10 protein-coding genes are annotated in these 12,806 nt (G+C 72.5%); 5 read left to right on the top strand and 5 right to left on the bottom strand.

Annotated elements, in window-relative coordinates:
* Positions 1–898: 898 nt before the first annotated feature.
* Genes mycP through ACFY3U_RS17285 form a run of 3 tightly spaced genes read left to right on the top strand, consistent with a single transcriptional unit; the run spans position 899 to position 3,308 of the window.
* Positions 899–1,978 (top strand): type VII secretion-associated serine protease mycosin, encoded by a 1,080-nt coding sequence (gene mycP, locus ACFY3U_RS17295; protein WP_387202279.1) that lies wholly within the window; start codon positions 899–901, stop codon positions 1,976–1,978.
* Between the two features lie 10 nt (positions 1,979–1,988).
* Complete coding sequence (locus tag ACFY3U_RS17290; protein ID WP_387202051.1) at positions 1,989–2,645, top strand: Maf family protein; 657 nt, start codon at positions 1,989–1,991, stop codon at positions 2,643–2,645.
* Positions 2,646–2,654: 9 nt separating this feature from the next.
* Entirely contained in the window at positions 2,655–3,308 is a 654-nt protein-coding gene (locus ACFY3U_RS17285; protein WP_387202047.1) for an O-methyltransferase, read from the top strand.
* Between the two features lie 110 nt (positions 3,309–3,418).
* Here the strand turns inward: ACFY3U_RS17285 and ACFY3U_RS17280 are convergent, their stop codons facing one another.
* The 4 genes from ACFY3U_RS17280 to ACFY3U_RS17265 all read right to left on the bottom strand — a co-directional run bounded on the left by ACFY3U_RS17280 (position 3,419) and on the right by ACFY3U_RS17265 (position 7,203).
* A complete protein-coding gene (locus ACFY3U_RS17280) occupies positions 3,419–4,705 on the bottom strand; it encodes an MFS transporter (protein ID WP_387202044.1) in 1,287 nt (428 codons plus the stop codon).
* A 65-nt stretch (positions 4,706–4,770) separates the two neighbouring features.
* Entirely contained in the window at positions 4,771–5,526 is a 756-nt protein-coding gene (locus tag ACFY3U_RS17275; RefSeq protein WP_387202041.1) for an ABC transporter permease, read from the bottom strand.
* A gap of 18 nt (positions 5,527–5,544) precedes the next feature.
* Entirely contained in the window at positions 5,545–6,504 is a 960-nt protein-coding gene (locus tag ACFY3U_RS17270; RefSeq protein ID WP_387202038.1) for an ATP-binding cassette domain-containing protein, read from the bottom strand.
* Positions 6,505–6,579: 75 nt separating this feature from the next.
* Positions 6,580–7,203: a PadR family transcriptional regulator gene (locus tag ACFY3U_RS17265; RefSeq protein WP_387202035.1), complete on the bottom strand. Its 624-nt coding sequence runs from the start codon at positions 7,201–7,203 to the stop codon at positions 6,580–6,582.
* Between the two features lie 146 nt (positions 7,204–7,349).
* Here ACFY3U_RS17265 and ACFY3U_RS17260 point away from each other — a divergent pair, with 146 nt between their 5' ends.
* Positions 7,350–9,101, top strand: coding sequence for an acetyl/propionyl/methylcrotonyl-CoA carboxylase subunit alpha (locus tag ACFY3U_RS17260; protein ID WP_387202032.1), 1,752 nt, complete (start codon positions 7,350–7,352; stop codon positions 9,099–9,101).
* 545 nt (positions 9,102–9,646) lie between these two features.
* Positions 9,647–11,086: a GuaB1 family IMP dehydrogenase-related protein gene (locus ACFY3U_RS17255; RefSeq protein ID WP_387202029.1), complete on the top strand. Its 1,440-nt coding sequence runs from the start codon at positions 9,647–9,649 to the stop codon at positions 11,084–11,086.
* 55 nt (positions 11,087–11,141) lie between these two features.
* On the opposite strand, the gene ACFY3U_RS17250 is transcribed toward ACFY3U_RS17255, so the two are convergent.
* Positions 11,142–12,761, bottom strand: a complete 1,620-nt coding sequence (locus ACFY3U_RS17250) for an MFS transporter (protein ID WP_387202026.1) — start codon at positions 12,759–12,761, stop codon at positions 11,142–11,144.
* Positions 12,762–12,806 lie beyond the last annotated feature (45 nt).

The raw sequence follows: 12,806 nt of genomic DNA, 5'->3' as shown, positions 1-12,806 counted from the left end.
CAGGCAGTAATAGCTCGATCACCCGACCCGTCAGCCCACCCCAAGCCGCATCGACGCCGGCACCCCCGGCCGCGGGGCCGGTCATAGGGGCGGCGTCGCCATCACATGCCGGGCGGGTCATGGGAGGCGGCGTGAGCCCGGGTGCGGGTCCGATCCTCGGTGGCGCCAGCGCCGGCCCGGCCCCAACGGCCATCACCACCGGCCCCCCTGGGCCACCGGCACCCTCGCCGTCCCCGGGCACGAACCTAGGCATGCCCCCCGGTTTGCCGCCTCTCTCGGGAAGTAGCAACGGTCGAGCAGCGAGTACGAGACCAGTGCCGGGTCAGACACCACTGAACGCGCGCCCTATAGCGAATGGCGAGCTACCCCGCAGTGTCACTCGCCCACTGCTGCCCGGCGGGCTTATCGGTGGAACACCAGGCATGGGAATCGGCCCACCCGGCCTCGGGGCTGGAACGCCTCGGAGGGTCAACCCAGTTGGCGGCGTCATCGGCGGCGGCGGGGCTGGCACCGCTCCAACTGGAGGCGCCGGGTCACGTCCCGGAGCAGGTAGGTCCGGAGTTACGCACGGCGTTTCCCCCGTGGGCGGAGCGCCTGGATCCGGCAGTTCTACCACCCACAGCAACTCGGCAGGGTTACCAGGCCACGGGTACGGCTCGATGCGGCCAACGCGACGAGACCGAGACGACGAAGACAAGCGCCACTGGGACCCCGACAGCCCGTGGGAGGTGGAAGAGGGGGTAGACCCGGTGGTGCGACCACCTGAAGATCATGGACCGGATGATCCAGGTCCAGCCATCGGATTTGACCGATGATTTTCACCAGTACGGGCAGATCGCTTCTGTTTCTTCTCGCTTCAAGTGTAATAGCTGCGGCAATCCCGTCACCTGCGCCTGAAGTGGGACCGTTAACCGGAGATCGTCTACGCGCCAATCAATGGCACCTCCAGTACCTCAGGATCTCCCAGGCCCACCGAATAAGCCAGGGCCAGGGGGTGACCATTGCCGTTGTGGATACAGGCGTCGAGCCGCATCCAGACCTCGTCCGCAACCTGTTGCCGGGAGAAGATGCTGTCCCCGGCGGAAGCGGCGACGGCCGCCAAGATGCCGATGGCCACGGCACCGGAATGTCCGGATTAATATCTGCGCACGGCCACAACGGCAATGGCGGCGCCCTGGGAATAGCACCAAAAGCAAAGATCTGTCCGATTAGATTCAAAATCAAAGAAAACTTTGGACGCGTCGACGACATGTCTGTGGCTATTAGGTCCGCGGTTCGGAGGGACGTCGACATAATCAGCATCTCCGCCGGCTACCCTGACACACCCTCGCTTCAGGAGGCATTAAGCGAGGCCAGCCAAGCGGACATTTTGGTCGTCGCGAGTGCAGGCAATGTTCCGGTGAGTTCAGGCATCGAATATCCGGCGGCATACCCGGGCGTGCTTTCGGTCGGCGGTGTCGATCGGAATGGGAACCACGCTGCCGTCTCGGTAACTGGGTCGAAGATCGACGTCGTCGCCCCCGCTGTCGACATCTACAGCACCAGCATCGACGGGAAGTACCGCAAGGGCACCGGCACCTCCGACGCCACCGCGATCGTCGCCGGCGCCGCCGCGCTGATCCGCTCGAAGTACCCGAACCTGTCCGCCGACCAGGTGGCCAACCGCATCAAGGCAACCGCAGTCGACAAGGGCCCACCCGGTAAGGACGACGAGTACGGCTACGGGGTCATCGACATCGTCGCCGCGCTGACCGCGGACCCGGACACGACGATGTCCGCCCCACCGGCAACCGGTGCGCCCGCCCCGAGCGCGGCCACCATCACGACGGCGGTCGCTGAGCCGGCGAACAGCCACGACGACGGCGCCACGACCCGTGGCCTGGCCACTCTCGGCGTGCTGGTCGCCGCCGGCGCCGGTTACCTGGTCTGGCGGCGGCGCCGACGTGCCGACGATCCGCCGCCGCGGATCAGCCGGTAACGTCGGCCGGGTGCCGAACTCGCTGCCGCTGCGCCTCGTCCTCGCCTCCCAGAGCCCCGCTCGCCGCAAGCTGCTGCGGGCCGCCGGCATCGAGCCGGACGTGCTGGTCAGCGGGGTCGACGAGTCGACGGTGACCGCCGAGCGGGCCGAGGATCTCTGCCTGGAGCTGGCCCGGCTCAAGGCGCAGGCGGTGCTGGGCCGGCTGCGCCCCACCCCGGACGAGCGGACGCTGGTGCTCGGCTGCGACTCGGTGCTCGCCTTCGACGGCGAGATCCTCGGCAAGCCGGTGGACGCGACCGACGCCGTCCAGCGCTGGCGGCGGATGCGCGGGCGCAGCGGGGTGCTGCACACCGGGCACAGCCTGATCGACGTCTCGCGGGAGGCGCGGGCGGAAGCGGTCGCCTCGACGACTGTGCACTTCGCCGACATCAGCGACGACGAGATCGAGGCGTACGTGGCGACCGGTGAGCCGCTGGCGGTGGCCGGCGCGTTCACCATCGACGGGATCGGCGGGGCGTTCCTCACCGGCATCGAGGGGGACGCGGGCACCGTGGTCGGGCTGTCGCTGCCGCTGCTGCGCCGGCTGCTGGCTGACCTCGGCCTCAGCATCACCGAACTGTGGACGAAGGTCGCGCCGGGCGGCCAGGAGGTCGAGGATCTGGGTTAGCGTCCGGTCATGAGCACGAAGCCACTGCCGTTGACCCCGGAGCTGCACGCCTACCTCGTCGCGCACGGCTCCCCGCCAGACGAGATCATCCGCGACCTGGCGGCGGAGACCCGCGCGCTCCTCCCCGACGACGCCGACATGCAGGTCGCCCCGGAACAGGCCGCCTTCCTGACCTTCCTGACCCGGCTGCTCGGCGTGCGGCGGGCGGTCGAGGTGGGCACCTTCACCGGTCTCTCCGCGCTGGCGATCGCCCGGGGCATGCCCGAGGACGGCCGGCTGACCTGCTTCGACATCTCCGAGGAGTTCACCGCCGTCGCCAGGTCGTACTGGGCGCGCGCCGGGGTGGCCGACCGGATCTCGCTGCGGATCGGCCCGGCCGCCGAGACGCTGCGTGAATTACCGCACGAGCCGCACCTGGACTTCGCGTTCATCGACGCGGACAAGACCGGGTACCCGGTCTACTGGGCGGAGCTGGTGCCCCGGATGCGCTCCGGCGGCGTCATCGCGGTGGACAACACGCTTCGCGGCGGCCGGGTGATCGCCCCGCAGAACGCCGCCGACCGGGCGGTCGCCGCGTTCAACGACGAGGTGCTGGCGGACGTGCGGGTCGACGCGGTGATGCTGTCCATCGCCGACGGCGTCACCCTGGCCCGGGTGCGCTGACCGGCTCACCGGTACCGCCCGCCGCCCTCACCCGCCGCTCGCCCGAGCCGCCGCCGGGCGCGGGGCTCGGGCGAAGGCCGCGGCAGGGGCGGCCGGCCGCTGGGCGGGACTCAGGCGATGACCGTGGCGGGGGCGGCGGTCGGGCGCAGGGCGCGGCCCAGGCGCACGGTGAGCAGCACGGCCGCGGCGATGAAGCCGGGCAGCGCCAGGAAGGCCAGGTGAGGTCCGACCCCGTCGGCCACCGCGCCCAGCGCCACCGGCGCGATCCCGAAACCCACCGCCATCGAGTACGACGACCAGCCGGCCGCCTTGTCCGCGGCCGGCCCGGCGACGGCCAGCGCGATGGAGATCGCCAGCGGGTAGTGCAGCGCGTTGCCCAGCCCCAGCACCACCAGCCCGGCGACCGCCAGCCAAGCCACCGTGGCCAGCCAGAAGAGGGTGAACCCGGCCAGCGACACGGTCAGCGCGGCGAGCAGTAGCGGCACGGGCGCCCAGCGCAGGGCGACCCGCCCACCGACGAGCCGGCCGAGGAACATCCCGCAGACGATCGCGGCCACGGCCGCGGACGCCCCGGCGGCGCTCAGGCCGGCGTGCGAGCGGAGCACGTCCGCGGTCCACAGCGACAGGCAGACCTCGATCGAGCCGGTGAACGACATCAGCGCCCAGGCGATCCAGTACGCCCGCGGCAACCGGCCCGCACCACGCCCGGCCGTCGAGGCGCCAACCGAAACACCAGGACGCGAACCGGCGGCGACGGCCGACGGGGCGGCTTCCGCCACGGCGGAGGCGGTCACCCCGACCGGGGCGTCGGCAGCCGCGGTAGCGGGGGCGGCCTTCGCCGGGCGTACCCGAAAGGTGCGGGCGGCGAGCGCGACCAGCGCGATCAGCCCGACCTCGACGGCCATCACCGGCCGCCAGCCGAGCCCGGCGTCGACGCTGGCGCCGATCACCAGCGGGGCGAGGATGCCCATCCCGGCGCAGGCGGCGTTCGCCTCGGTCAGCGCGGCGGGGGCGGCCGGGCCGTGCCGGGCGGTGAGCACCACGGAGACGCCGCTGATCACCATCATGCCGGCGGTGGCGATCACCACGACCGCGGCGAGGGTCGCCGGCAGCGGGCGGAGCAGGCCGAACGCGGCGACCCCGGCGGCCACGCCGGCCAGGCCGATCCAGGTGGCGACGCCCCGGCCGTGCCGGCGGGCGAGCGGGGCGAAGAGTGCCCCGCCGAGCAGCGCGCCGGCCGCGACGGCGGTGCTGTGCAGGCCGGCGACGGCGGCGCTGGTGCCCTGCTCGTCGCGCAGCAGCGGGACGACCGGGCCGAAGCCGTAGAGGAAGAAGCCCCAGAGGCCCAACTGGGCGTAGGTCAGCCAGGTGGTCTTGTCACGGGTGAGGCGGGGCACCGGCCTTACGCTACAAGCGCTCGGCCGGCGCCCCGGCGGTGGTGAGAGGCAACTCTCTCCACCGGTCAGCGCACGCTGCGGGCGAACTGCCGGGCCGCCCAGAAGACGCCGGCGGCGGCGAGCACGGCGATGATCGTCAGCCCCTGCCAGACCTTGTCGTTGCCCAGGTCGCCGGCGAACAGCGCCCGGGTGCCGTCGACCGCCCAGGAGAACGGGTTCCAGTCGGCGACGCCCTGCAGCCAGCCGGGCGCGAAGGTGAGCGGCAGCAGGATGCCGGAGAGCAGCAGCACCGGCTGGGCGACCGTGTTCATCAGCGGGGCCAGCGCGTCCTCGCTCTTGACCTTGAGCGCGACGCCGTAGGAGACGGCCGATGTCATCAGCGCGATCAGGGCCAGCATCAGGTACGCCAGCAGCAGGTCGCCGATGAACACCCGCAGGTCGAACAGGAGCGCCAGCAGGGTGATGATCACCGCCTGGACGATCAGCGAGACGACGTCCCGCAGCGAGCGGCCGAGCAGCAGGGCGAGCCGGCTGATCGGGGTGACCCGGGAGCGTTCGATCACCCCGGCGCGCAGCTCGGCGATCAGGCCGAAGCCCTGGAACAGGCCGCCGAAGATGGCCAGCAGCACCAGCAGGCCGGGTACGAAGATCTTGTAGGCGGCGGCCTGGGTGGGGGCGTTGAGGGCCGGCTTGAGCAGCGGGGCGAACAGCAGCAGGTACATCACCGGCTGGAAGACGCCGACGAAGACCCAGACGGGGTTGCGCAGCAGCAGCTGGATCTGGCGCTGGAAGATCAGCCAGGTGTCACGGAGGAGCTTCATGATCAGGTCTCCGGTGTCTCAGGACTCGCGCAGCGAGCGGCCGGTCTTGGTGAGGAAGACGTCGTCGAGGCTGGGCCGGTGCAGCTCGATCGAGCGCAGCTGGAGCCCGGCGTGGTCGAGCCGGCGCAGCACCTGCGGGATCGCGGTGGCGCCCTCGTCGACGTAGAGCCGCAGGCCGCCCTCGTCGGCGGTCTCCAGCTTGTTGACGTACGCCTCACCGTCGAGCGCCTGGGCCGCCTGCGGGGTGCCGGCCAGGTCGAGGCCGACCAGGACCACGTCGCCCGAGATCTCCCGCTTCAACTCGCCCGGGGTGCCCTCGGCGACCACCTCGCCGTTGTCCATGATCGCGATCCGGTCGCAGAGGGCGTCGGCCTCGTCGAGGTAGTGGGTGGTGATGAAGACGGTCATCCCCTCGGTGCGCAGCCGGCGGATCTCGTCCCACATGTGGGCGCGGCTCTGCGGGTCGAGGCCGGTGGTCGGCTCGTCCAGGAAGACGACCTTCGGGTCGTGGATGATGCCGAGCGCGATCTCCACCCGGCGCCGCTGACCGCCGGAGTACGTCCTGCACTTGCGGTCGGCGTACTCGATGAGCTGGAACGCCTCCAGCGCGCGGACCGCGCGGCGCTGCGCGTCGGCCTTGCCGATGCCGTACATCCGGGCGTGCAGCACCAGCTCCTCGCGGGCGGTGGACTCGTCCCAGGTGCTGCCGCCCTGCGGGACGTAGCCGATCCGGCGGCGCACCTCGGCCGGGTCCTTGCGCAGGTCGGCGCCGGCGATGGTGGCCTCGCCGCCGTCCGGCTCGATGAGGGTGGCGAGCATCCGCAGGGTGGTGGTCTTGCCGGCGCCGTTGGGGCCGAGGAAGCCGAAGATCTCCCCCGCGGTGACGTCGAGATCCACGCCGCGCACGGCGTCGACCGTCTTGGACTGGCGACCCTGACGGGAGCGGAACGACTTCCGCAACCCCCTGGTCTGAATCATGGTCTGCTCCTGGTCATGGCGGGCCGTTGTGCCGCGAGTAGGCTAACGCGATATAGCTTCTATGGTCAACGTTGATTATTGCGTGTCGTGGCGCTCGGGCAGCCGGCTCTCCCACCCGGCCCATCCCTCCGCGCGCTCCACCCCATCAGGCAGGTACGACACCCCCGACTCGATCCGCTCGGCGATCCGCTCGCACCACTGCCGTTCCGCCTCTGCCCGGGCCATCCAGAGCTCGAACATCCAGGCCACGTGCACCGGCTTGGTCCCGCGCACCCAGTCCGACTCCAGCGCCGCACGCATCCACTCCACCCCCGCGCCGAGCTGGGTGGACCGGTTGCGCAGCGCGGCCGCCGCCTCCTCCCGGGGCAGCGCCGGCAGGAAGCAGAAGGCCGCGGTGAACGGGTCCGGCACCTCGTGCAGCCGCCACCAGTGCCCGCGCAGCAACGACTCGAACTCGTCCTCGCCCTTCGCGGTCACCTCGTACGTGGTGCGGGCCGGCCGGGCGCCCACCTGCTCGGTGGCGACCGTCCGTAGCAGGCCCTCCTCGGTGAGCTTGCGCAGGGCGTGGTAGATCGACCCCGGTTGCACGTTCGCCCACCGGTCGGCGTTCCAGCTGAGCAGCTCGCGGCGCACGTCGTAGCCGTGCACCGGCTGCATCCAGCGCACCAGGCCGAGGATCATCATCCGGGTGGCAGACATGCCACAAGCGTAATAGCCAAGTTTGACTACAGGGCTTCGGCCGACCGAGGTGGCGGGACAGTGCGGCATCCCACACTGAGCGATCGTTAGGGCGATCAGGGTGGCCGATACACTCCGGTCCAACGACCCTGGGAGGAGCCACCGAGGTGCGCAAGGTACTCATCGCCAACCGCGGCGAGATCGCCGTCCGCGTCATCCGCGCCTGCCGCGACGCCGGCCTGGCCAGCGTCGCCGTCTACGCCGACTCCGACCGGGACGCGCTGCACGTCACCCTCGCCGACGAAGCGTACGCCCTGGGCGGGGAGACCGCGGCCGACAGTTACCTGCGGATCGACAAGCTGATCGACGTGGCCGCGCGGGCCGGCGCCGACGCGGTGCACCCCGGCTACGGCTTCCTCTCCGAGAACGCAGACTTCGCCCAGGCGGTGCTGGACGCCGGGCTTACCTGGATCGGCCCGACCCCGCAGGCGATCCGCGACCTCGGCGACAAGGTGACCGCCCGGCACATCGCCCAGCGCGCCGGCGCGCCGCTGGTCCCCGGCACCCCCGACCCGGTCGCCGGCCCGGACGAGGTGCTCGCCTTCGCCGCCGAGCACGGCCTGCCGGTGGCCATCAAGGCGGCCTTCGGCGGCGGCGGGCGCGGCCTGAAGGTCGCCCGCACGATGGAGGAGATCCCGCACCTGTTCGAGTCGGCCACCCGCGAGGCGGTCGCCGCGTTCGGCCGGGGCGAGTGCTTCGTCGAGCGGTACCTGGACAAGCCCCGGCACGTCGAGGCGCAGGTGCTGGCTGACCAGCACGGCAACGTGATCGTGGTGGGCACCCGGGACTGCTCGCTGCAGCGCCGGCACCAGAAGCTGGTCGAGGAGGCCCCCGCGCCGTTCCTCACCGACGCGCAGCGCGCGCAGATCCACGACAGCGCGAAGGCGATCTGCCGGGAGGCCGGCTACCACGGCGCCGGCACGGTGGAGTACCTGGTCGGCGCGGACGGCACCATCTCCTTCCTGGAGGTCAACACCCGGCTCCAGGTCGAGCACCCGGTCACCGAGGAGACCGCCGGCATCGACCTGGTCCGCGAGCAGTTCCGGATCGCCGACGGCGAGAAGCTGCGGTTCACCGAGGACCCGACCCCGCGCGGGCACGCCATCGAATTCCGGATGAACGGCGAGGACCCGGGCCGCAACTTCCTGCCCGCCCCGGGCACGGTTACCGCGCTGCGGCTGCCCACCGGCCCCGGCGTACGGGTCGACACCGGCATCTCGGCCGGCGACGTGATCGGTGGCAACTTCGACTCGCTGCTGGCCAAGGTGATCATCGTCGGCGAGACGCGGACCGAGGCGCTGGAGCGGGCCCGCCGGGCGCTGGACGAGATGGTCGTCGACGGCATGGCCACCGCGCTGCCGTTCCACCGGCTGGTGGTGCGGGACGAGGCGTTCACCGCCGAGCCGTTCACCGTGCACACCCGGTGGATCGAGACCGATTTCGACAACACCGTGCCGGCGTTCACCGCCGCCGCCGGCGGCGCCGAGGCGCCGGCCGAGCGCGAGACCGTCGTGGTCGAGGTGGGCGGCAAGCGGCTCGAGGTGGTGTTGCCCGCCGGCCTCGGCGCGGGTACGACCACCGCGGCACCCGCCGCGAGGAAGCCGGCCCGCCGCGGCGGCGGGGCCAAGGCCAGCGCCGCGGTCAGCGGCGACGCGCTCGCCTCCCCGATGCAGGGCACCATCGTCAAGATCGCCGTGGCCGAGGGTGACACCGTCGCCGAGGGCGACCTGGTGGTGGTGCTGGAGGCGATGAAGATGGAGCAGCCCCTGCACGCCCACAAGGCCGGCACGGTCAGCGGCCTCGCGGCCGAGGTCGGCGCCGCCATCACCGCCGGCGCCACCATCTGCACCATCGCCTGACCCGCCGCCCGCCGCCCGCCGGGCCGGTGACCGTCGTCGGTGGGGCGTGAGCGGAGAAGGTGGCGGCGAGCGCGCCGCCCAGGACTCGGGTCTCGGGCGGCGCGGGCGGCCGGGGCGGGCGGCCGGGGCGGGCGGCAGGGGCGGACTCTGTGCAATCGGAGCGCAATGTGACTCTGCGTGCGGAAGCCGCAGGGCGCCGCGGCGCCCGCGTCGCGCCTTTGCTCTGCTGCCACCGACGCAACGGCGGTCTGAGCTGGGTCTCCTGAAATGAGCGATCCCGCAGCCCGAGTAAGAGGCATCACAGAGTGCCACTGTCGCGTCGGTGGCAGCAGAGCAAAGGCAGTCGGCGACCGGGGGTGCGGCCGGCGAGGACATCACGCTGGTTCACCCGCCTTCCAGACCACCGCCGTGCGGACGGCAGCCCGGCGGCCGGCCCACCCGCCCGCGTTGGTGCGGGGCCGGCGGGGCGGCGTCGACCTACGGAACGGGGGTGGTTTCGGCCACCAGCGGCGGCGGGACGGCCGACGAGCGGGAATGATGGCCGCGTGCGGTTCCTTCATGGCGCGGTCCCCGCGCACGACCTGACCTACAACGACGTCTTCATGGCGCCCAACCGCTCCGAGGTGGGCTCCCGGCTCGACGTCGACCTGTCCGCCGGCGACGGCACCGGCACCACCATTCCGCTGGTGGTGGCGAACATGACCGCGGTGGCCGGCCGACGGATGGCCGAGACGGTCGCCCGCCGGGGCGCGATCGCGGTCATCCCGCAGGACATCCCGATCGAGGTGGTGGCGAACGTCGTCGCCTGGGTCAAGCAGCGGCACCTGGTGCACGACACGGCGATCACGCTCGGCCCGACCGACACCGTCGGCGACGCCATCCACCTGCTGCCGAAGCGGTCGCACGGCGCGGTGATCGTGATCGACGAGCAGGAGCGACCGCTGGGCGTGGTGACCGAGGCGGACACCGTCGGGGTGGACCGGTTCGCCCAGCTGCGGCACGTGATGTCGACCGAGCTGCACACCGTGCCGGCGGACGCCGACCCGCGTACCGGCTTCGACCGGCTCTCCGCCGGTCGCCGCCGGCTGGCCCCGGTGGTGGACGCCGAGGGCCGGCTGGTCGGGGTGCTGACCCGGCAGGGCGCGCTGCGCGCCACGCTCTACCGGCCGGCGGTCGACGACCGGGGCCGGCTGCGGATCGCGGCCGCCGTCGGGATCAACGGTGACGTGACCGGCAAGGCCGAGGCGCTGCTCGCCGCCGGGGTGGACACCCTGGTGGTGGACACCGCGCACGGCCACCAGGAGCGGATGATCTCGGCGCTGCGGGCGGTCCGCAAGCTCGACCCGGCGGTGCCGGTCGCGGCGGGCAACGTGGTCACCGCCGAGGGGGTGCGCGACCTGGTCGAGGCGGGCGCCGACATCGTCAAGGTCGGCGTCGGGCCGGGCGCGATGTGCACCACCCGGATGATGACCGGCGTCGGCCGGCCGCAGTTCTCCGCGGTGCTCGACTGCGCCGCGGCGGCCCGCGCGCTGGGCCGGCACGTCTGGGCCGACGGCGGTGTCCGGCACCCCCGGGACGTCGCGCTGGCGCTGGCGGCCGGCGCGTCCAACGTGATGGTCGGCTCCTGGTTCGCCGGAACCTACGAGTCTCCGGGCGATCTCTACACCGACGCGGACGGTCGGCGGTACAAGGAGAGCTTCGGGATGGCGTCCGCCCGGGCGGTCAGCGCGCGTACCGCGGAGGACAGCGCGTTCGACCGGGCCCGGAAGGCGATCTTCGAGGAGGGCATCTCCACCGCCCGGATGTACCTGGACAAGACCCGGCCCGGTGTCGAGGACCTGATCGACGAGATCATCTCCGGGGTGCGCAGCGCGTTCACCTACGCCGGCGCCCGCAACCTGGCCGAGTTCCACGAGAACGCCCTGGTCGGGGTGCAGAGCACGGCCGGCTACACCGAGGGGATGCCGCTGCCCACCAGCTGGTGAGCCAGCAACGGCCCGGGCCGCTCGCCGACCGGCGGGTGGCCCGGGCCGTCGCGGTTCAGGCGGCCACCTTCTCCTCGGCGGCGGGCGGGGCGCCGGTGGTGTCCGCGCCGACCCGGGGCAGCCGGGCACAGGCGACCAGGCCGATCAGCAGGAAGCCGGCGGCCGCGAACGCGGCGTACCGGGTGGCGTCGGAGAAGGCGGTCTTCGCCTCGTCGGCGATCGGGGCGGTACGCGGGTCGGCGGCCAGCCCGGTGATCGCCGCGCCGGCGCTCTCCTTGACCGCGGCGACCACCTGGTCGCGCTGGGCCGGGGCCAGCTCGGCCCGGTCGGCCAGCCGGTCGCCGAGGATGCCGCCCAGGCTGGCGAAGAGCACCGTGCCGAGCACCGCGATGCCCAGCGCCGAGCCGATCTGCCGGGCGGTGCTCTGCAGGCCGGAGCCCTGGCCACTGCGGCGCACCGGCACCTCGGCGAGGGAGACGCCGGTCAGCTGCGCGGTGGCCAGGCCGACGCCGACGCCGTACAGGAAGAGGAAGCCGACCGGGGCCCACCAGCGGGTGTCCGGCGCGACGACGAGCCCGAGCCCGGCGACGCCGAGCAGCTCGGCGGCGACGCCGAGCTGGACCACCCGGGCCGGGCCCCACCGCCGGGTCAGCGGCGCGCCCAGGCCGCTGGCCAGGAAGCTGCCCACGGCGAGCGGCAACAGCGCCAGGCCGGTGCGGAAGGCGCTGTAGCCGAGCACGTTCTGGAACCACAGCGGCAGCGCGAAGAGCAGGCCGAACTCGCCGAGGCTGACGATCGCGGCGGCGGTGATGCCGTTGCGGAACGAACCGATGCCGAACAGCGACAGGTCGAGCAGCGCCGCCCGACCGGCCCGGTTGCGCCGCACCTGGTACGCCAGGAACACCCCGAGCGCGGCCAGCCCGAGCAGCCCGGCCACCGGCACCGGGGAGATCGACGCGGTCCAGTCCAGCCCGAACAGGTTGAACGGCTTCTCCCGCTGCCACCAGCCGTAGGTGCGCCCCTCGATCAGGGCGAACACCACGCCGGTCATCCCGACCACCGACAGCAGCGCGCCCAGCAGGTCGGCGCCGCGCTCCGCCCGGTCGTCCCGGGACTCGGCGACCAGGGCCAGCGTGCCGACCACCACGGCGATGCCGACCGGCACGTTGATGCCGAAGGCCCACCGCCAGGAGTACGTGGTGGTCAGCCAGCCGCCGAGCAGCGGCCCGAGGGCCGCCGCGCCGCCGATGGTGGAGCCCCAGACGGCGAAGGCGATCCCCCGCTCCCGGCCGGTGAAGTTGGCGTTGAGCAGCGACAGCGAGGTCGGCAGCATCATCGCCCCGCCGACGCCCTGCAGCACCCGGGAGGCGATCAGCGTCTCGCCGGATCCGGCCAGCGCGGCGAGCACGCTCGCCGCCACGAAGACGGTCACCCCGACGACGAACATCCGCCGGCGTCCGGTGCGGTCGGCGTACCGGCCGGCCACCAGCAGCAGGGCCGCGAAGACCAGGGTGTACGCCTCCTGCACCCACTGCGCGTCGGTGGAGGTGATCTCCAGGTCGCGGATGATCTGCGGGACGGCGACGTTCACGATCGTCGCGTCCACGATGATCATCGCGACGCCCAGGCTGATGGCGAGCAGTCCCCACCAGCGCCCGCGGCCCTCGCTGCGCATCTCGTCCTCCCCCACTAGCTAGAATTTCTAGCTACACGAGATGCT

This window comes from Micromonospora sp. NPDC000089 (genome assembly GCF_042899365.1).
GTDB lineage: Bacteria > Actinomycetota > Actinomycetes > Mycobacteriales > Micromonosporaceae > Micromonospora.
The sequence above is the reverse complement of the archived record's forward strand: the minus strand, read 5'-3'. Positions and strand labels throughout refer to the sequence as shown.

Excerpts from the sequence above, each read along its gene's own strand:
- ACFY3U_RS17270 (WP_387202038.1), bottom strand. The coding sequence starts at position 6,504 with ATGATTCAGACCAGGGGGTTGCGGAAGTCGTTCCGCTCCCGTCAGGGT.
- ACFY3U_RS17275 (WP_387202041.1), bottom strand. The coding sequence starts at position 5,526 with ATGAAGCTCCTCCGTGACACCTGGCTGATCTTCCAGCGCCAGATCCAG.
- ACFY3U_RS17250 (WP_387202026.1), bottom strand. The coding sequence starts at position 12,761 with ATGCGCAGCGAGGGCCGCGGGCGCTGGTGGGGACTGCTCGCCATCAGC.
- ACFY3U_RS17265 (WP_387202035.1), bottom strand. The coding sequence starts at position 7,203 with ATGTCTGCCACCCGGATGATGATCCTCGGCCTGGTGCGCTGGATGCAG.
- ACFY3U_RS17285 (WP_387202047.1), top strand. The coding sequence starts at position 2,655 with ATGAGCACGAAGCCACTGCCGTTGACCCCGGAGCTGCACGCCTACCTC.